Origin of the sequence: Methylobacillus glycogenes JCM 2850 (genome assembly GCF_000617925.1) — a bacterium.
Lineage (GTDB): Bacteria > Pseudomonadota > Gammaproteobacteria > Burkholderiales > Methylophilaceae > Methylobacillus > Methylobacillus glycogenes.
On the sequence record NZ_BAMT01000001.1, the window covers coordinates 770,627 to 789,902 of the forward strand.

21 protein-coding genes, 1 tRNA gene and 2 pseudogenes are annotated in these 19,276 nt (G+C 49.6%); 13 read left to right on the forward strand and 11 right to left on the reverse strand.

Features of this window, described 5'->3' with window-relative positions; genetic code table 11:
• Window positions 1-65 precede the first annotated feature (65 nt).
• A complete protein-coding gene (locus JCM2850_RS03710) occupies window positions 66-695 on the forward strand; it encodes a DNA-3-methyladenine glycosylase family protein (RefSeq protein ID WP_025869835.1) in 630 nt (209 codons plus the stop codon).
• On the opposite strand, the gene JCM2850_RS03715 is transcribed toward JCM2850_RS03710, so the two are convergent.
• Complete coding sequence (locus JCM2850_RS03715; protein ID WP_025869836.1) at window positions 670-2,892, reverse strand: RelA/SpoT family protein; 2,223 nt, start codon at window positions 2,890-2,892, stop codon at window positions 670-672. The genes JCM2850_RS03710 and JCM2850_RS03715 overlap by 26 nt on opposite strands.
• Before the next feature lie 339 nt (window positions 2,893-3,231).
• Between JCM2850_RS03715 and JCM2850_RS03720 the strand changes: the two genes are divergently transcribed.
• The 9 genes from JCM2850_RS03720 (at window position 3,232) to cyoE (ending at window position 9,605) form a co-directional block, all read left to right on the forward strand.
• Complete coding sequence (locus JCM2850_RS03720; protein ID WP_025869839.1) at window positions 3,232-3,603, forward strand: hypothetical protein; 372 nt, start codon at window positions 3,232-3,234, stop codon at window positions 3,601-3,603.
• 167 nt (window positions 3,604-3,770) lie between these two features.
• Complete coding sequence (locus JCM2850_RS23310) at window positions 3,771-3,899, forward strand: hypothetical protein (RefSeq protein WP_267879235.1); 129 nt, start codon at window positions 3,771-3,773, stop codon at window positions 3,897-3,899.
• A gap of 36 nt (window positions 3,900-3,935) precedes the next feature.
• The gene (gene eco, locus JCM2850_RS03730; RefSeq protein WP_025869841.1) at window positions 3,936-4,418 is read left to right on the forward strand and encodes a serine protease inhibitor ecotin; all 483 of its coding nucleotides are present in this window, start codon (window positions 3,936-3,938) and stop codon (window positions 4,416-4,418) included.
• Window positions 4,419-4,890: 472 nt separating this feature from the next.
• Window positions 4,891-5,742 carry a ubiquinol oxidase subunit II gene (cyoA, locus tag JCM2850_RS03740; RefSeq protein WP_234406065.1) on the forward strand — a complete coding sequence of 284 codons (852 nt, stop codon included), beginning with the start codon at window positions 4,891-4,893 and terminating at the stop codon, window positions 5,740-5,742.
• A 2-nt stretch (window positions 5,743-5,744) separates the two neighbouring features.
• A complete protein-coding gene (cyoB, locus tag JCM2850_RS16870; RefSeq protein WP_369384814.1) occupies window positions 5,745-7,523 on the forward strand; it encodes a cytochrome o ubiquinol oxidase subunit I in 1,779 nt (592 codons plus the stop codon).
• 35 nt (window positions 7,524-7,558) lie between these two features.
• Entirely contained in the window at window positions 7,559-7,723 is a 165-nt protein-coding gene (locus JCM2850_RS23780; RefSeq protein ID WP_369384815.1) for a hypothetical protein, read from the forward strand.
• Between the two features lie 2 nt (window positions 7,724-7,725).
• On the forward strand, window positions 7,726-8,343 hold the full coding sequence (locus tag JCM2850_RS03750) for a cytochrome o ubiquinol oxidase subunit III (protein WP_025869845.1): 618 nt from the start codon (window positions 7,726-7,728) through the stop codon (window positions 8,341-8,343).
• Window positions 8,344-8,679, forward strand: a complete 336-nt coding sequence (locus tag JCM2850_RS03755; protein ID WP_025869847.1) for a cytochrome o ubiquinol oxidase subunit IV — start codon at window positions 8,344-8,346, stop codon at window positions 8,677-8,679.
• 11 nt (window positions 8,680-8,690) lie between these two features.
• The gene (gene cyoE / locus JCM2850_RS03760; RefSeq protein WP_088177728.1) at window positions 8,691-9,605 is read left to right on the forward strand and encodes a heme o synthase; all 915 of its coding nucleotides are present in this window, start codon (window positions 8,691-8,693) and stop codon (window positions 9,603-9,605) included.
• A gap of 101 nt (window positions 9,606-9,706) precedes the next feature.
• Here the strand turns inward: cyoE and JCM2850_RS23785 are convergent.
• The 10 genes and pseudogenes from JCM2850_RS23785 to JCM2850_RS03805 all read right to left on the reverse strand — a co-directional run bounded on the left by JCM2850_RS23785 (window position 9,707) and on the right by JCM2850_RS03805 (window position 15,949).
• A pseudogene (locus JCM2850_RS23785) lies at window positions 9,707-10,083 on the reverse strand (DUF3325 domain-containing protein).
• Entirely contained in the window at window positions 10,084-10,584 is a 501-nt protein-coding gene (locus JCM2850_RS21755) for a hypothetical protein (RefSeq protein WP_199898237.1), read from the reverse strand. It abuts the pseudogene before it with no gap.
• A gap of 2 nt (window positions 10,585-10,586) precedes the next feature.
• Window positions 10,587-11,702 (reverse strand): PepSY-associated TM helix domain-containing protein, encoded by a 1,116-nt coding sequence (locus JCM2850_RS16880; protein WP_199898238.1) that lies wholly within the window; start codon window positions 11,700-11,702, stop codon window positions 10,587-10,589.
• A complete protein-coding gene (locus tag JCM2850_RS03775) occupies window positions 11,699-11,998 on the reverse strand; it encodes a DUF3649 domain-containing protein (protein ID WP_025869850.1) in 300 nt (99 codons plus the stop codon). The genes JCM2850_RS16880 and JCM2850_RS03775 overlap by 4 nt, the downstream gene beginning before the upstream one ends.
• A 223-nt stretch (window positions 11,999-12,221) precedes the next feature.
• Window positions 12,222-12,728 carry a hypothetical protein gene (locus JCM2850_RS03780; protein ID WP_025869852.1) on the reverse strand — a complete coding sequence of 169 codons (507 nt, stop codon included), beginning with the start codon at window positions 12,726-12,728 and terminating at the stop codon, window positions 12,222-12,224.
• Between the two features lie 124 nt (window positions 12,729-12,852).
• Window positions 12,853-13,155, reverse strand: coding sequence for a hypothetical protein (locus JCM2850_RS03785; protein ID WP_025869854.1), 303 nt, complete (start codon window positions 13,153-13,155; stop codon window positions 12,853-12,855).
• Window positions 13,156-13,428: 273 nt separating this feature from the next.
• A complete protein-coding gene (ykgO, locus tag JCM2850_RS03790; RefSeq protein WP_025869856.1) occupies window positions 13,429-13,554 on the reverse strand; it encodes a type B 50S ribosomal protein L36 in 126 nt (41 codons plus the stop codon).
• Window positions 13,555-13,695: 141 nt separating this feature from the next.
• Window positions 13,696-14,692, reverse strand: a pseudogene (locus tag JCM2850_RS16885) (serine/threonine protein kinase).
• A 78-nt stretch (window positions 14,693-14,770) separates the two neighbouring features.
• A complete protein-coding gene (locus tag JCM2850_RS03800; protein WP_025869857.1) occupies window positions 14,771-15,298 on the reverse strand; it encodes a glutathione peroxidase in 528 nt (175 codons plus the stop codon).
• A gap of 66 nt (window positions 15,299-15,364) precedes the next feature.
• Window positions 15,365-15,949: a Yip1 family protein gene (locus JCM2850_RS03805; RefSeq protein ID WP_025869859.1), complete on the reverse strand. Its 585-nt coding sequence runs from the start codon at window positions 15,947-15,949 to the stop codon at window positions 15,365-15,367.
• Between the two features lie 158 nt (window positions 15,950-16,107).
• Between JCM2850_RS03805 and JCM2850_RS03810 the strand changes: the two genes are divergently transcribed.
• From JCM2850_RS03810 to JCM2850_RS21375, 3 genes are all read left to right on the forward strand, one after another.
• Window positions 16,108-16,197, forward strand: a tRNA-Ser gene (locus tag JCM2850_RS03810).
• 165 nt (window positions 16,198-16,362) lie between these two features.
• On the forward strand, window positions 16,363-17,568 hold the full coding sequence (locus JCM2850_RS03815) for a tyrosine-type recombinase/integrase (protein WP_025869860.1): 1,206 nt from the start codon (window positions 16,363-16,365) through the stop codon (window positions 17,566-17,568).
• A gap of 8 nt (window positions 17,569-17,576) precedes the next feature.
• A complete protein-coding gene (locus JCM2850_RS21375; protein ID WP_148301187.1) occupies window positions 17,577-18,530 on the forward strand; it encodes a hypothetical protein in 954 nt (317 codons plus the stop codon).
• The last annotated feature ends 746 nt before the right edge of the window (window positions 18,531-19,276 follow it).

A 19,276-nucleotide genomic window follows, 5' to 3' on the forward strand; every position in this document is an offset into this window, starting at 1 on the left:
CTTCAAGCCTATAGCAAAGCACTAACCTATAGCAAAGCCATAACCTATAGCAAAGCCCTAACACCATGAGCCACAACGCCGCTGAATTTCTCGCCTCGCTAGATCAAGACTGGGCAAAACTAGTCAGCGCCATAGGCCCTTACCTACCCACGCCGCAAGCCAGCCATGATCCTTTTGAAGCCTTGATCCGCGCCGTGGCCTATCAGCAATTGCATGGCAAGGCTGCTGCCGCCATTCTGCAACGTCTGCTGTTGCAATTTGATGGACAATTCCCCAGCGCTGCCGCCCTGCTGGCAATAGACCCTGAGTTGTTGCGTAGTTGTGGTTTTTCCCGGCGTAAGGCGGCGACGATTCTAGGGCTAGCTCAAGCACAGTTGGATGGCATTATTCCTGCGCGTGAGCAGGCCTTGCTGATGGAAGACAAACAGTTGATTACCAGCTTGAGCAGCTTGCCAGGCATAGGGCCATGGTCAGTAGAAATGCTGTTGATGCACAATCTGGGTAGGCCAGATATCTTGCCTGTGACCGATTTTGGCGTGCGGGATGGTTATCGCAGGCTCAAGGGCTGGACGCAAATGCCTAGCCCGCGCGAACTGCAACAGCTAGGGCTGGCCTGGAGCCCCCATAGATCAGCAGCAGCCTGGTATCTCTGGCGTGTGCCGCGTCAGGCTACAGGTGACGAATCGCGTGATTGACGCTGGGCACCTGGCGCAACAAAGCCAGCAAGCGGCTCAATTGCTCCAGGTCGGCAATCTCTACTGAAAAACGCATGCGCGCCTGGTTATTACGGCTCTGGGTTTTAACCTGAGTGACATTGACGCGCTCGCGGGCAAACAAATCACTGATATCCCGCAACAAGCCTTGCCTATCGTAAGCCTCAATATCAATATCCACCGCAGCCAGCATCTGCTGGCGATTACCCCATTGGGTTGCCAGCAGGCGGTCATGCTTTTCCGGCGGCAACCGCTTGATAAAGGCGCAGGCCTGCCTGTGTATGGTGACGCCACGACCACGCGTCACATAACCCACAATGCCATCAGGGGGTGCTGGTTTGCAACATTTGGCCATGGTGGTCATCAGATTGCCCACGCCCTCAACCAAAACGCCGGATGCACTGGCTTGACTATCAGGCTTGAGCAGGAAAGGCACTTCTTCCTCAGACTTGGCGGGCAGTTCGCCTTGCAAAGCTTGGGAAATCTGATGCTCGCCTATCTCGCCTCGCCCCATCGCGGCCAGCAACTCTTCGAGCTTGGGGAAATGCAGCTTGTGCGCGAGCTTGTCCTGATTAAGATCTACTAGGCCCAGCCTGTGTAACTCTTTGTCCAGCTTGCTGCGGCCATTGGCCACATCTTCTTCGAAGTTCTGATAACGGAACCAGTGCCTGACCTTGGCGCGGGCACGCGAGCTTTGCAGATAACCCAGACTGGGGTTAAGCCAATCACGACTAGGCGCGCCCTGCTTGGCTGCCATAATCTCAACACGCTGGCCGTTTTGTAGCTTGTAGTTGAGCGGCACTATGCTGCCATCCACCTTGGCACCGCGGGTTCTATGGCCCAGATCGGTGTGCAGGATATAGGCAAAATCCACGGGGGTTGCACCGCGCGGCAGACCAACAACCTTGCCCTGCGGGGTGAGCACATAGACTTTGTCCTGGAACAGCTCATTCTTGAACTGACCTATGGCACCACCATCATCGGATACATCCTGCTTCCACTCAAGAATCTGCCGCAGCCAGACAATCTTGTCGTCAAAGCTTTGGTCAGCCTTGCGGCCCTCCTTATAACGCCAGTGCGCCGCTACCCCCAGTTCGGAATGCTGGTGCATCTCATGCGTGCGAATCTGGATTTCCAGCGGCAAGTTGCGCGGACCTATCACCACTGTGTGCAAAGAGCGATAGTTATTGCTCTTAGGGCGAGCAATATAATCGTCAAACTCCTTGGGGATAGGCTGCCAGAGGTTATGTATCAAGCCTAATACCGCATAGCAATCCTTGATGTCATCTACCAGTACCCGCACCGCGCGTACATCATAAAGCTCATTAAAGCTCAGTTGCTTGCGGCGCATCTTGTTGATGATGCTGTAGATATGTTTGGGTCGGCCACTCATCTCGGCCTTGATGCTGGCGGCATCAACCTGAGTTTTCAGGGTTGCGAGCACCTCATTGATGTATTGCTCACGGTCTACCCGTTTTTCAGCCAACAACTTGGCCACTTCCTTATAGAGCTTAGGCTCCAGGAAACGCAACGACAGGTCTTCCAGCTCCCATTTGATATGCCAGATGCCCAAACGGTTGGCAAGCGGCGCAAAGATGCTCTTGGCCTCATAGGCAATGCGCTGCTGCTCGGGCTCACTCGCTCCCGCCAGACTGCGCAGGGTTTCCACACGATCCGCCAGCTTGATCAATACCACGCGGATATCTTCCACCATGGCCAATAGCATCTTGCGCAGGCTTTCTACTTGCGCCTGCTGGACTTGCTCACCCTTTTTCCTGTCTTTACCCAACACTGCATCTGGGCGGCTAAAGCCCTGTATCTGCTCCATGCGGGCGATGCCTTCGACCAGGCTGCAAATATTGCTGGAGAATTGCTCCCTGAGCTTGATCTGCCACTCAGGCACATATTCAGGGCTGGCATGCAAAATAGTTGCGGCAACCGTGTCTGCATCTAGCCCCATGCCTACTAGGATGGATGCAACGCCCAGCACATGATGCAACACCGGGGCGCCGGTGATTTCGCAATTGCCTGTGTAATAAGGCTGAGCAAAATCCGCCGCCTTGCGTATCAGGGCAACTTCTTCTGGGTTGAATTGCAGGGCGAGAGAATCCAGCCAGGATTCGATATTGAGGGCGCCTTCAGCGCTGGCCTGTGAGAGCAGATCGGGAACAAAAACCATGCAATATTATGTCATCAAACCATCATGAATGTCCTGTGCAAAACTTGACAAATACCAGGGTTTTACACAGGCATGGGCGTTGCTGAATTAATGATCAGCCGCACTCTACCCCATCCTGACAAACACTTAGGCACGCTATCCTGACATCACCCACACCTTTATCCACAGATAATGTGCATATAGGCCGTTATGGTCCTGAGCTTGGCTTCCAGTCATATTCTTCATCAATTCTTCATATTTCCCTCATGCTGATCTTTAACAGTTTCAGGCACTTTTTTAAAACCATGTGGTCAATTTGGACGCACAACATTAACAACTCTAGAAGAAGAGGAAGCCAACATGAAGAAAACCACGAGCTTGCTGGCCATGATCCTGGCTGCCACATTTACTCTGCAAACCCAAGCGGCTGAAGAGCTGATCAAACTCGACCCCAAGCCTGGCCAGTGGAGTACTGTGATCGCCATTTACGACCACAACCACAATCACTACCTGTTGAAGACTTCAGTACATGACGATATTGAGTCCTGCTCCGCCCGTCTGCAAAACACAGCAGAACAGATCAAGAAGGCCAATAATGTGGTCTACACTGCTCCACGCAACACCAAAGTCAGCTTTGTGCGTGAAGAAGGCATAGAAAATGAATCCAAGGTACTGGAAATCCGCTGCGTGCTTGAGCCTTCCAGCCAGAGCGTGTCTAAGCGCTTCATTTAGTACCACGTAATGGCGCCGTAGGCGCCATTACTATTTATAGTGTTGTCTAAGCTATGTAGCACCACCAGTGGCAGTAATTTTATCCTACAGTGTTTTCAGCATATTCTGCCAACCCAGCAGTAAGCAGCGGATTACACTGTGGTTTCATCTTTTCATAGGGTGCCATCATGTCAGATGCCAACGCCAACGCGACCATCTCAAAGCTCTTAATTATCCTGATCGCAGCCATCATCATCTTTGTGCTCGGCTACTGGGTAGTTGATATCATCGAATTGTCCAAGCCTGCAGGTCAGTAAATTAGTGACTCAGTGAAAATCCGGGTAGATAGCTCCATGAATAACTTAGCGCTGTGCTGCCGCCTTGCCGCCATCGCCTGGGTGGCCTTGGTATTTGTCCCGCAAGTACAGGCGGCCCCGGGCGCACCCTTCCCTGCCGCTGACTTTGGCTTTTACCGTTATATGATTCAGCTGCCTGCGCTCGCCAATGAAAGTGAAGCCAAGCTGGAGCTGGTGGTAGGCAAAACTTTACAGGTAGATTGCAATCGTCATAGCTTCAGCGGACAAATGGTAGAAAACTTCCTGCCTGGTGTAGGTTATCCTTATTACCGCATGCCCAAAATCCAAGGCCCGCTGTCAACCCGCATGGCCTGCCCCAACACTCTGACCGCGCCTCAATTCGTGGCCGTTAATGGTCAGGGCTTTATGCTCAAGTACAACAGCAAGCTCCCTGTTGTCGTCTATTTGCCACAAGGTTTTGAACTCAGGCACCGAATCTGGGTGCCTGAACCTGGCTTTAAAATCGCCACTCCAAAATAAATACTGAAGACAGCTCAGCACCTGTTAATCAATCGTTACTTTTTGGCGACAACTTGTAACAAATTATTTCAACATGAAAAAAACTTCAGTCATCCATGACTAAATTAGTCCTTATTGGGTGGGCCTTGCAGCTTTAATCGTATAAAATATAGGGTTAATGGGAGGGGGTATCTGGATTGCCTTACAGCAAGCCATTGCCAACGCAGGTCAGCGCGTCATCCTTCGCATTCCTTTGCATGATGATGAGATTAAAGGCGGTGAAGTTTTACCTGCATGGTCACCCTTTGAATTTCACGCTAGCAATTGATGACAAGCCTATGGTGTCGCCTCGCGGCAACACCCCGCCCGTCATAGCCGGGAAAGTGGCACTTCGTTTTACGAGTCTCAGTGTAGTGAAATAAAACTACGAGGCCTTTTTCATTGTTGAGATGCTGAAATGATAAAAAAGCGATATCCAAGACTTTTCAGTCTGTTGTCCCTCCTAGGTGTCACGTTGTTGCTTGGTGGCTGTGATTTTGTGTTACTGGACCCTAAAGGCCAGGTCGGGGTGGAAGAAAAATCCCTGATTATCACTGCCATCCTGCTGATGTTGATTGTGGTTGTTCCTGTCATCATCATGACTATCGTATTTGCCTGGCGCTATCGCGCTTCCAATACCAAAGCCACTTACGCCCCAGACTGGGCGCACTCCAACAAGATTGAAGTTGTCGTCTGGACCGTGCCTATCCTGATTATTTTGGTGTTGGGCTACATTACCTGGACTTCCACGCACTCCCTGGATCCGCGCCAACCGATTACTTCCGACCAGCCTCAAATGACCATACAAGTGGTCTCTCTGGACTGGAAATGGTTGTTTATCTATCCAGAACAAGGCATTGCTACTGTCAATGAACTCGCGTTCCCTGCCAATGTTCCAGTGCGTTTCGAGGTGACTTCCGCTTCAGTGATGAACTCCTTCTTTATTCCTCAGCTTGGCAGCCAAATCTACGCCATGGCAGGCATGAAGAATACATTGCACCTGATTGCCGATCATGAAGGCAATTACCGTGGCCTCTCTGCTAACTACAGCGGCCATGGCTTCTCCGGCATGCGTTTCAATGCCAGTGTTACCTCACAAGAAAAATTCAATGAATGGGTACAGCAGGTTAAGCAATCCGCTGCTGGCCTCGATGCTGAAAAATATGCTGCTCTGGAAAAAGCCTCCCAGAACAATCCGGTTGAGCGCTTTGGTGCAGTGACGCCGAATTTCTATGACAGCATCGTCGAGAAGTACACCCATTCTTCAGGTTCGCATGCGCACTCACATTCGGAGGGCAAGGAGTAAAAATGTTTGGCAAATTAACCCTGGACGCGGTTCCCTACCATGAACCGATCATTATGATCACGCTGACAGCTGTCGCCCTGATGGGCTTGGCGATTGCTGGCGGCCTGACCTATTTCAAAAAATGGAATTACCTCTGGACTGAATGGTTGACATCGGTCGATCACAAGAAGATCGGCATCATGTACATTCTGGTCGCCCTGGTCATGCTGCTGCGCGGCTTTGCCGATGCCATCATGATGCGTGGTCAGCTGGCTGTTGCCTCTGCTGGCTCCGAAGGCTTCCTGCCACCTCACCATTACGATCAGATCTTTACTGCCCATGGCGTGATCATGATCTTCTTCATGGCCATGCCTTTCATGGTGGGTCTGATGAATATTGTGGTGCCATTGCAAATTGGTGCACGCGATGTGGCCTTCCCCTTCCTCAACTCGCTGTCGTTCTGGCTGTTTGTGGTGGGTGTGGCGCTGATCAACATCTCGCTTGGGGTTGGTGAGTTCGCGCAAACTGGCTGGCTAGCTTACCCACCACTTTCGGGCATTGAATACAGCCCTGGTGTTGGTGTGGATTACTGGATCTGGAGCTTGCAGATTTCAGGCTTGGGCACCTTGCTCACGGGCGTCAATTTCTTTGTCACCATCATGAAGATGCGTGCCCCAGGCATGACCCTGATGAAGATGCCTGTGTTTACCTGGACCGCCCTGTGTACCAACATCCTGATTCTGGCAGCCTTCCCTGTGCTGACTGTGACCATTGCACTGCTGACCTTTGACCGTTACCTGGGCACACACTTCTTCACCAATGATCTTGGTGGCAACCAAATGATGTACGTCAACCTGATCTGGGTTTGGGGTCATCCTGAGGTTTACATCCTGATTCTGCCTGCTTTCGGTATCTTCTCCGAAGTGGTAGCTACCTTCACCAAGAAAAAGCTGTTCGGTTATACCTCTCTGGTATGGGCGACTGCCGTGATTACCATCCTGTCCTTCGTCGTCTGGCTGCACCACTTCTTCACCATGGGTGCAGGTGCCAACGTTAATGCCTTCTTCGGTATTGCCACGATGATTATCTCAATACCGACCGGGGTGAAAATCTTTAACTGGCTGTTCACCATGTACCGTGGCCGTATTGAGTTCACCACGCCAATTATCTGGACCATAGGCTTCCTGATCACCTTCTCTATTGGTGGTATGACAGGTGTGCTGCTGGCCGTGCCTGGTGCTGACTTTGTGCTGCATAACAGCCTGTTCCTGATTGCCCACTTCCATAATGTGATTATCGGTGGTGTGGTCTTCGGTTACCTGGCTGGCTTTGCCTACTGGTTCCCCAAGGCGTTTGGCTTCAAGCTCAATGAAAAGCTGGGTCGTATCTCTGCTTATCTGTGGATTACTGGCTTCTTTGTCGCCTTCGTGCCGCTATACCTGCTGGGCTTCATGGGCATGACACGTCGCCTGAACAACTACGACAACCCAGCCTGGACGCCATTGCTGTATGTGGCCCTGGGTGGTGCATTCATCGTGGGCGCCGCTATCCTGGTACAACTGGTACAGATTTACGTCAGTATCCGTGACCGCAAGGACAACCTGGACCTGACCGGTGACCCATGGGGTGGCCGTACGCTGGAGTGGTCTACTTCTTCCCCACCACCGTTCTACAACTTCGCTCACGTACCTGTAGTGAAGGAGCTGGATGCGTTCTGGGATATGAAGCAGGACGGTAGCGCCAACAAGGTGCCAGCCAAGTATGAAAAGATCCATATGCCAAAAAATGCTTCTGAAGGCTGATCATCAGTGCATTCAGTCTGGTATTTGGCTTTGCCATGATCTGGCATATCTGGTGGCTGGCCATCGTCAGCACGATTGCCATGCTGGTGACCGTGATTGCGCGCAGCTACAACGAGGATATCGACTACTACGTTCCTGCAGAGGAAGTAGCAGCGATTGAAAACAAACACATTCAAGTTAAACAAGCGAGTCAGGCGTAATCATGTCTAGTCAAACGTTGAAAACACAGCACGCTCATGCTGAGGAGCATGAGCACCACCACGACGCAGAAGGCACCAAGATATTTGGCTTCTGGATTTACCTGATGACAGACTGCATTTTGTTCGCAACCATCTTTGCGACTTATGCAGTGCTGGGCACCAGCTTTGCTGGAGGCCCTACTGGCAAGGACATCTTCGAGCTGGATTACGTACTGGGTGAAACCTTCCTGCTGCTGTTCAGTAGTATCACTTACGGCATGGCCATGATTGCGCAACACAATGGCAACAAGTCTGCCGTGCTGAAGTGGCTGGCGGTAACCTTCCTGTTCGGCCTTGGCTTTATCGTCATGGAAATCAATGAATTCCAACACTTGATCCATGAAGGTTACGGCCCTGACCGCAGCGGCTTCCTGTCTGCGTTCTTCGCGCTGGTAGGTACCCATGGTCTGCACGTAACCTGCGGCCTGATCTGGATGGCGGTGCTGATGGCACAAATCTCCAGCAAGGGTCTGACCACCACCAACAATACCCGCTTGATGTGCCTGAGCTTGTTCTGGCACTTCCTGGATATTGTCTGGATCTGCGTATTTACTGTTGTTTATCTGATGGGGGTGCTGTAAATGGCTCACGGGCACGCTAACACTGCTGGCGCAAGCCACGGAACCGTCAAATCCTATGTGATCGGTTTCATTCTTTCAGTCATCCTCACGGTCATTCCGTTTGGCTTGCTGATGTTCCCCAACACCCTGACACCTTCCGTCGTGCTCACCATTATTCTGGTGCTGGCCGTGGTGCAGATTCTGGTACACCTGGTGTACTTCCTGCACATGAACAGCTCCTCTGAGCAAAGCTGGAATGTCATGGCCTTTGTCTTTACCGTGTTGATCATCGCTATCGTGGTGATAGGTTCGCTGTGGATCATGTTCCACCTGAACCACAATATGATGAGGCATTAAAAGCCAGTTTGATGAAGCAATACTTACTCATCACCAAGCCAGGCATCATCTTCGGCAACCTAGTATCGGTTGCCGGAGGTTTTTTCCTGGCATCACGCGGCGAAATTGATCTAGCCCTATTGCTAGCCACTGCGCTAGGCATCTCGCTGGTCATTGCCTCGGGCTGTGTGTTCAACAACTACATAGACCGCGACATAGACAGCAAGATGGAGCGCACCCGCAACCGCGTGCTGGTACGTGGCCTGATCCCGGCTTCCCATGCCTTGATCTATGGCAGCGTGCTGGGCTTGGCTGGCATTACCCTGCTCTACGTCACCACCAATATGCTCACCGTCTGGCTGTCGCTGTTCGGCTTTGCGATTTATGTAGGCGCCTACAGCCTCTACCTCAAGCGCAATTCCGTCTACGGTACACTGATTGGCAGCCTGTCAGGTGCAGCACCTCCGGTCATAGGCTACTGTGCGGTCAGCAATAGCTTTGATATGGGCGCTGTGATTCTGCTGGTGATTTTCAGCCTGTGGCAAATGCCGCACTCCTACGCGATTGCCATCTTCCGCCTCAAGGACTACACCGCGGCTTCTATTCCAGTTTTGCCAGTTAAAAAAGGCATACTGGCAACCAAGAAGCATATCGTGCTGTGGATTATGGCCTTTGTGGTTGCCACGCTGATGCTCACCTTGAGCGGCTATACAGGCGTGCAATATCTGGTTGTTGCAGGTGCCATAGGCATTTACTGGCTGGGTATGGCGCTGGCGGGTTACAAGACCGATAACGACCAGGCCTGGGCTAAAAAGCTGTTTATGTTTTCCATCGTCACCATCACTGCCCTCAGCGTGATGATGTCTATTGATTTCAAGCAGCCTGAAGACGGTAACCTGTGGATGACGGCACACGCCAATGGTCAAGTACAAACCAAGGTCGACTAAGCCACTACTTTCAAGCTTAGCCGCATAAAAAAAGCCGTTGCTTCTGCAACGGCTTTTTTATTATCGGTGCCAGCACCTTTGTCAGTCTGAAATGCTGGTTTCTACAGTAGTTGCAACGCCAGCCCTGCCACCGACAAAATGCCTGCAATCAAGCCCAGAGTGGCTGCAATGCGTGGCTGGTACGACAACAACAGCACAAACACAATGGCCCCCAGCGAAAGCATGCCCGCCCATGCCACAACGCCTACGGTTGCGTTCCAGCCTGTGATGCTAGGCACCAATGCCAGCAGGATCAAGGCCCAGCCCGCAGCACGCAGTGACTTCTGCTGCAATGGCCGTGGCTATCTGCCCACACCTGGACATGATGCTTTTCCATGGCCAGTGACAGCGCCGCCATGCCGGCATAGCACAGTCCAAACGCCAGCAGACTCGCCAACGGTACATTAATAACCATAGATCCCACTTCTGTTCCTTCCATTTACGCCACCTCGGTTTCTGCGAGCATGGCGCGCTTGCTATTGCTCTTGACTGGCGCTGCCTTGCGATATTTCAGCTTGTAAGCAGCGTAGGCGAGCAATGCGCCCAAACCTATGGCGGTGATCTCAACCAGCGCGCGCTCCCAGTCCTGCTGTGCAAGGTAAACTCCCAGATGCTGTCCTGTGGTTGCCCAGTTAAGTATGGGCAGCGTCAGGCACATCAAGGCTGCGGTCAGCAATTGTTCAATCCAGGCCTTGGCCGGGTTGCGCCACAGTGCATAAAACGCAGTCACCACCCAGATGCCGAAGAAGGCACGAATCTCCCAGGCGGCACGCTCGGCAACTTCCAGCGGAATCAAGCGATTGGCCCAGAAATAGCCTATGCAGGCAATCATGAGGCCAGCCACGATGGCAACATTGAGCTTTTCTATCAGCAGATAGCCTTGTGTGGTCATGGCGCCAAATTCGTTTTCCTGGCGTTTACGGCGCTTGACGGTAAACAAGATCAGCCGGTGGCCATCATGGCGGCGCCCGCGAGGCCGCTAATGAAGTACAACCACTTCAGCGCATAATCGGCATAGAACAAGCGATGCAGGTTATTCATGACGCGCTGGATTTTCAGGGCTTCACTGCCGCGCCAGGTTTCCGGCATCTGGGTATCCAGCTCCTGACCTGTCACGGCATCAAACATCACCGAGCCGCCCACCAGGAACAACAAGCGGTTTTTGTTGTAATCATCATTGATTTTGCCGCTGGCCGCCGCTGTGGCACTAAGGTCCCCAGGGTGCTCAACCGACATAAAGCTGACCTCACGGCCCAAGCGCTGCTCGGCTTTTTCCAGCAAGGGCCCCAAAGGCAATACAGACGCAGCGACATGCTGCTCATCTCTATGCGGTGGACGTTTGAACACTTCGGCAAAATAGCTTTGGCGGTTATCAAAATTGGCCAATACGCCTGCAGGCATGTAGAAGGAATAGAAAATCACCAGCCCGGTATAGGCAATCATAAAGAGGAAAGGCAAGGTCAACACACCCAAGGCATTATGTGCGTCCAGCCAGGAGCGCTGGCCTTTGTTGCGTCTAAAGGTGAAGAAGTCCTTGAATATCTTTTTGTGCACCACAATGCCGCTCACCAGCGCAACCAGCATGGCAATCGTGGCAGCACCCACCATCCAGATACCCGTATCCCCCGCATGCAGTTCAAAATGCATATGCACAAAGTGATGACCACCTTCGGTATCCCGTACGGTTTCATCCTTGAGCTTATCGCCAGTGTTGAAATCCAGTTTTTCGCGCTGGAATTTCTTGTCTTCATCCTGCCAGCCCACGCGCACATACTGGCGTTGCTGGCTAGGGAGTGAGATCGACCAGAAGTGGGAATTAGGCGCTGTTTGCTGCAGAAATTGCTGGCCGTGCTGCAGTGCTTGCAAGCGCTGCGCCAATGGCAGCATCTGATCTTGCTCAGCTTCAACTTCCTGCTTCTCTGGCTGCATCCAGCGCGTGATGGGGTCATCAAAGACGCAGATAGTCCCGGTGAGAAAAATGACAAACAGCAGCCAGCCCAGATATAAACCGCTCCAGGTATGCAGCCAGGCCATGCTTTGGCGGAAGTTATCCTTCATGCTGCACCTCCCAGCATCTTGAGCAATTGCGCTGCGCCATAGCACAGCGCAGTCACAAACAGCATGCCGCCCCAGGCCAGCGTGGCAGTGCGTACAGAAAACACCCAGATAATGGCCGCGGTATAAATGGCAAAGCTGAATAAAGTAGCCGTCAATACTGCATCAGCCAAGGTGCCGGGGATAAGCTCGGCCAACAGAATGATAAAAGCAGAGCTGAGGGCATAGCCCCCAAGTACAGCCGCCATAACGCGGGAAAACACCATTCGTCGGTAACGGGAGTTTGAATCTTGTTGCATGCGTGAAGCCATCATTTCCAGGGATTAAATTAAGACCATCTCAATAGTAATGACACTTGAGATTGAAAAAGAGACACCCCAAAACACAAATAAAAAAGCAGGCGATTAGCTGCTTGATATCAGCTGTGCTTTAAATGACATATTGCGAGTTTTATCTCAGCTTCAGCGTGCCTGTACGCATTATAGATGCGCGCAGGCACATGCTGCAAATCATTATCATTCGTTACACTGTATGCTGTTCCACCGATAGGCGCACTACCTGCCTGGCCAATTCGGTTTCCTGCTCCGTCACTGTATTGGCTACCAACACCACATTACCCTGCTCCACGGCATCTTTCACCAGGTCTTTGAAATGCTTATCCTGATCTGAAATGCCATTGGCGGCGCCTATAAAGCCACCAATCGCCGCACCCCACCCTATCATCATCAAAGGTGCCAGTAGCGGGCTGGCAACAAAGAGGCTGACATTGGCAGCAACAATGGCCACCTGGCCCAATGCACCAATCCCAGCCCCTATGGTGGTGCCTATGGCACTATCCACCACCACATTTTTCAACACCTCTTTGTCATCCTGGTCTTGCTTGACCTCTTTGCCTACGCCAGCAGATTCAGACGCAATAATCTGCAATTGATCACGCTGGAAGCCTTTTTCCAGCAGGGTATGCGCCACGGCTTGGGCATGCTCAAGCTTGGGATAGATACCAGTGACACTATCAAGATACTTTTCCATCTGCACTCCTTACATACTCAACAATGTGAAACCTACAGTTCTCAATACCTATATTCAGAACCTATAAGCATTGGCATTTAAGGCATTCGGTTTTAATTAGCCCGCTGTTATTAGCGTGATGTGATTAATCTAGCGCACCACGATTCACCTGCTCGGCATCGGGATCAATACCCGGTTCTTTATCGCGCTCATGCGATTTATTGCCATCCGGGGGCAGCTTGGTGTCTGGCTGTGCCGGCTTTTGCAGCTTGTCTCGGCTTGGGCTAGGGCTGGTAGGCGGTGGCTTGATTTCAGGCTTAACGGCAGGCCTGTGCTCAGCCGGAGATTTAAGCGGATTATCCAACTCAAGTTCGGCTGCGTGTGCGGGCAATGTCAACAGCAAGCCTGGCCAGCAGATGAGGATGAAAATTCTAGAGAGTGTTTGCATGGCATACTCCGCTGGCGGTTGAAGTTGAGGTTCATGACATCTGAATTCAACACCAGCATAGAAGCATGCGTAATTAACGCCTATCGGCGCTTTCTGAAAGCAACGTCAGACAGGGCTGACTTGGGAACGCGTGTGAAGTGAGAAATGAAGATGGGGAGGTATTAACTACCCTATCGATCACCGACATTAATATCTCAGCAGCAAAAAATAGCGCTAAAGTTGGAGATCAATAGGGCTTTGGTCATAACCGCAAGGCTCTAGCACGGCAAGACCTTAACGCTGCCTGGCCTTGAAACGTGGGTTGGTTTTGCAAATGACAAACACCTTGCCATGACGACGCACCACTTTGCAATCGCGGTGACGCTCTTTGGCAGATTTGAGAGAAGACAGGATTTTCATGACACACCTCGTGAATAACAAGCCGCTATTATCCTGCCTTCACCCCAAACTTGCAACATTGTTGCAATGTAAAACTAAGTTGCAATTCCAACTTCAATTAAAACTTTTGCTTAGCCATGTGCATAGGCTATATCTCTATGCCTAAAAATTGCCACCCATTAGTTTCAGCGGTGGCTCTTGCATCAATGCCACCTGCTCGCGCAGTTCAAGAATGCGGTCCTGCCAGTATTGCTGCGTATTAAACCAGGTAAAAGTCTTGGGAAAAGCCGGATCATCCAGCGCTTGGCCAGCCAGGCCGAATAATGCAGCAAGCGCAAGGTGCGCAATGCCTCGACCAAATGCAGCTCAGCGGGATTGAAATCATAAAAGCATTCATAGCCTTCCAGCAGCTCTGCCAATTGCAGGTTCATCTCCTGCTGACTGCCAGAAAGCAGCATCCAGAGATCCTGCACCGCAGGGCCTGTGCGGCTATCATCAAAATCGACAAAATGCGGGCCATCGTCAGTCCATAGCAAGTTGCTCAGATGGCAATCACCATGCAAACGCAATTGTGCCACCTGCCTGCGCGCTCATAACATTGGCGCACGCCTTGCAAAGCCTGCTCTGCCACACTGCTATAGGCCGGGATTAAGTCTGGCGGAATAAAGTCATGCTCAAGCAGCCATTGCACAGGCTGCTCTCCAAAACTGGCAATATCAATTGCGGGGCGGTGCTGATAAGCCTGTTGCGCGCCCAAGGCGTGTATACGGCCAAGAAAGCGCCCTATCCATTCCAGACGGCCTTCTTGATCAAGCTCAGGAATACGCCCGCCACGGCGCGGAAACACGGCAAATTGATAACCTTGAAACTCATGCAAGGTCTTGTGATTGATCAGTAAAGGGGCAACAACAGGAATCTCAGCATCAGCAAGGCTTAAGGAAAAAGCATGCTCTTCAAGAATTTGCGCCTCTGACCAGCGCCCTGGCCGATAAAACTTGGCAATAACAGGCTGCTGCTCTTCTATCCCTACCTGATATACCCGGTTTTCATAGCTGTTTAAGGCCAGTAGGCGCCCATCGCCAAGCAAATCTACGCTGCCAATGGCATCTAGAATCAGGTCTGGTGTGAGATTGGCAAATGGCGTGCTGTGTGAATTCATGGCCGGGATTGTACACCGCTTGCACCATATTATTTTTAATATTTAAAAATCAATAATATAAAAATAAAAACCAACAATTTACTTCAAGTATGGTGTAAGCAGATTCATGATTTTTGCTGAGTCTGGGCTGACATCGCTACTGAAGGCAAACACGGCTTGCTCATGCGGCAAAATCAGATATTTATGGAAATTCCATAAAGGTGGCTCGCGTGTCAACGCAATCAAATCCTGATATAGCGCATTGGCCTGCGGGCCTACGACCGAGCTTTTGGTCGCCATGGGAAATTTGACCCCATACGTGAGCTTGCAGAAATCGCCGATCTGCTTGTCACTCTTGAACTCTTGCTTGAAATCGTTAGAAGGAAAACCCAGCACCAGCAATTTGCCCTGATACTTGGCAGACAGGGCCTCCAGCTTTTCAAACTGCGGCGCAAAGCCACATTTGCTAGCCGTATTGACCACGAGTATGGGAACGTTCTGATATTGGCAGAGATTAAGCTTCTGCCCTTGCAAAGTGTTCACCTGATGCTGATAAATACCTTCACACGCCGCCATGGCATGAGAAGCGTAGAAAAGAGAGACCAACAAGCCCAAACAGTATTTCATGACTCATTCCATTACATGGTTCACGACTGTAGGACATAAGCACTAAAGAATCGTTCTGGCCTGGCACTATCCTGCGACATTGATACTTTGCAAACCACCCCAGCCTATCAGCGTACAGACCATGAGAAAACTCCAGGCAATGATGCCTGCCATCATGATGGCGCCAAACAGCAGCAATGCATGCTTCTGGTCACGCACTTCAAACACCACAGGAATTCCATGAAACACCAGCAACGCTGAAGCACCAATGGCTATGATGGTAATCAGCACATTCAAACTCAAGGCTGGCTGCAGGTATATCAGCGTTGCCAGCCATATAGGCGTAGGGGCCACGGCCGTCAATAAAAACGCTTGTTGATAACGGGGGAAAATCTCCGCCACCTCGGCCAGTTGGCGAATAATGGAAGCCATGGCGGGAATCAACACCAGTTGTAGCAAAAATACCGCCAGCGCCATCAGCAGAATCTGATGATGCTCCATCGCGGCGGGAGTCTGTCGCAATGCCACCGCATACAGCACGACAGCGGGAATCAAGGCCAAGGGCAATACATGCAGCAAATACAATCTATGCATGCTGGGGGGATTGGCCTGCAAATTGCGCCAGCCCTCGCGTGGATTGAGCATCAGGGCAAAAATCTTGAGCGGATTCATCACATCTCCCATTAACTACTTGTATTTAAGGCAGTATACAACGCTCAGCGCAAGTCACAGCAAATGCGCATTCACAACCCAGCCCAAGCGCAACAACATTTTTGCTCAAAAGGCTTGGTTTTGGCTAAAGACTTGGGCTATAATCCGGCCTCGCTTGCGGAGAGGTGGATGAGTGGTTTAAGTCACCACCCTGGAAAGGTGGCACAGGGGTAACTCTGTCGAGGGTTCGAATCCCTCCCTCTCCGCCACAGCATCATCCAAGTACGTCCGATATAGTCTAAAAAATCCCCATATTTCATAGTGTTACACTAATTTAGTGTCTAACCACGTCCGATACAATCCATTGACATACGGCAGAGTCTAGGGGTAACTTTCGGGGTAACTTTTCAGTGTGAATTCCACTCTTACCCCCAATGGCACTCTCAGATATCGCTATACGCACCGCCAAGCCTGAATCCAAGGCATACAAGCTCACTGATTCATCCGGTTTATTTCTACTAGTTACCCCTAATGGGGGAAAGTGGTGGCGCCTCAAATATTACTACCTTGGCAAAGAAAAACTGCTTTCACTAGGCACCTACCCTGAAATCTCTCTGGCTGAAGCCAGGGAGAAGCGCGCTGCAGCTAAAAAACTACTTTCCATGGATCCGCCCGTAGATCCCAGCCAAGACCGTAAGCAAAGTCGTGCTGAGACAAGCAAACGCGTGATCAGCACGCTAGAGGTTTGGGGTAACAAATGGTGGGATCACTGGAGAGTTGGTAAATCTAAGCGCCATGCCGACCAGGTAAAACGCCGACTAGAAGCGGATATCTACCCAACCCTTGGTTCTAGACCGATGCATGAGATCACGACATATGACATTGTCGATGTCATCAAGGCCATCGGTGAGCGCGGCGCGATCGAATCGGCATCAAGGGGAATGCAGAACCTTGGGCAGATCTTCCGGTATGCCCTCATCCATGCAAAAGACAGTAAGGCGACGCGAAACCCAGTAGCTGATATCAAACCTAGCGACATACTGCCATCAGTCGCCAAAACCAATTACGCAAGGATTGAAGCTAAGGAGCTGCCTAAATTTCTACGCGCGCTTGATGCCAGCAAATCCACGCCATTGACCAGGCTCGCAGTCAAACTCCTGGCATTGACCTTTGTCCGGACCAAGGAGCTGATTGAGGCCGAATGGTCAGAATTCGACATCCCCAATGGCCAATGGCGAATACCCGCTGAACGAATGAAGATGAAGGATCCTCATATAGTGCCGCTCTCCCGCCAGGCTCTGGGAGTGCTGGAACATATCAGGCTTTATAGTGGCCACAGTGGCTATGTATTCCCTGGCCAAACCCGAAAAAACACTACCATGAGCAACAATACTATATTGAAAGCTATCGAGGTCATAGGCTACAAAAAACAAATGACTGGTCATGGATTCCGCGGTCTAGCTTCTACAGTTCTTCATGAACAAGGATTTGATCATAAACATATTGAATTGCAGTTAGCTCATCAAGAACGAAACGAAGTATCAGCTTCATACAATCATGCCCAATATCTAATTCCCAGAACTGCAATGATGCAACATTGGGCAGATTACCTTGACCAAATGAAAATTTATAATCCTTAGTTCAAATTATGCAAAGTCAACAAGAATCTGTATTGGAAGAGTTTTTTCAGAAATCATTTGGTGCGCAACTATTGTTTAAACCAATTAAATACCGAAAAGGCTCAGCACATAGAGAACCAGCGGATTTGATTTGGGTTAATGGATCTTTCGTATCTCTTTTTTACATGACATCTTCTAATGTAGGTTTAGAAAAAGAGTCATTACACAATTTAAAACAAGCAAATGGATATTTAAGGCTATGGAAATCAGGAAAACCTACCTACGCTTTAAGAGGTAAAAACAGATTTCATGAAGAATGCTTTGTACCGTTTATCACACTAAAAAAATTAGTTATATTTTCTATAATATCAACACCTTCTGGTGTGCATGTCGATATGCTCGACAATTCCCATATTCATATTCGTATTCCTGAAATTTTATTACATTGGGTGGCTTCCTTTGGTGGCTCAATATGTGATTTGTTGAACATTTCTCGACTTTATTTTATTGAACCTAAATCCAATGATCTAACTAATGATTCAGAATTTTCATTACTTCGAAACATTACCCACTCATATGTTGATTTTTGCAATCAATTACCAAGAATTGAAACTAGAAAACTCAATCCCCTAGTGAACTTAGATAGTTTAGATAAGAAATTAGAAAATTATGATTATGAAGATTTTTCTTTTGTTAGAGAGCGATTATTATTAAATAGAATTCCAGAAATAATGGGTAAAGCATTGAACGGAAAATCTGCCAAAGATGGAATTGCTCGGTGTTTTTGTGATATGTCACTCAAAGAACTTAATTCTCTATCATACCTTTGCGATATCGCTGTCACTGGCTCTAATAAAAACTTCGAATATTTTTCATATTTATCTTATGAATATCACTATAAATTCTTAGTTTTTACTGCAAATATATATGCAAAAAATTTCAATGAAAATTTCAAAAAAAGTTTCATTACATATAGCCAATAATGACATCAGCATCGGTTTCATTTATATGTTTGAAGGCCAAGATGTAAGGGCTCCTAATCAAATTGGATTTCAACAATCAGAAAAAGGACTCCAATGCATTCACATCACAAATGAAATTCAAAAGGCGTTCACAGAAAATCAAGAAAAGTTGACCTCGGGAAAAGTGTAATTTATGTAATTCAGACTTTCAAAAATCCTTGAAACCCTTGCAGCACTAGTAATTTGACCATTTGATAAGAATGTAATTCTTATGTAATTCATACGTAATTGAATTACATAGATAGAGTGTAATTTTCATTAAAGAAGCATCTATATAAATCAATAACTTATATATAAATTACAGTTTAAATTACACTAAATTACAGTATTTTGTAATTCTATAAATCATTATAAAACAGTAGGTTATTCTTAATTTTTCCCATAATTTTAATAAATTACACTTTTCCCGAGGTCACTTTTTATTTTCTATATCCACCCCCTCAATTTCCCCTTATGGATGAAACGCATAAGTTACGCGCATGAATATGCAAGTGTCTTCGTGCACCAATACCCCACGAAGCCCCCAGTAATGCCGCGGCTTGCGCCGGGTCATGCAGCTGCATAATTTATTGGGTGTTAACTGCGCAGGCGTGGCGGGGTCACGAGCGCGCGCGCCGGGTCGAAAGTAGGCGTGGTACGCGAAAACTGATGAAATCTCATCACCAAGCACCCCGGCAGCACCCCGGCAGCACCCCGGCAGCACCCCG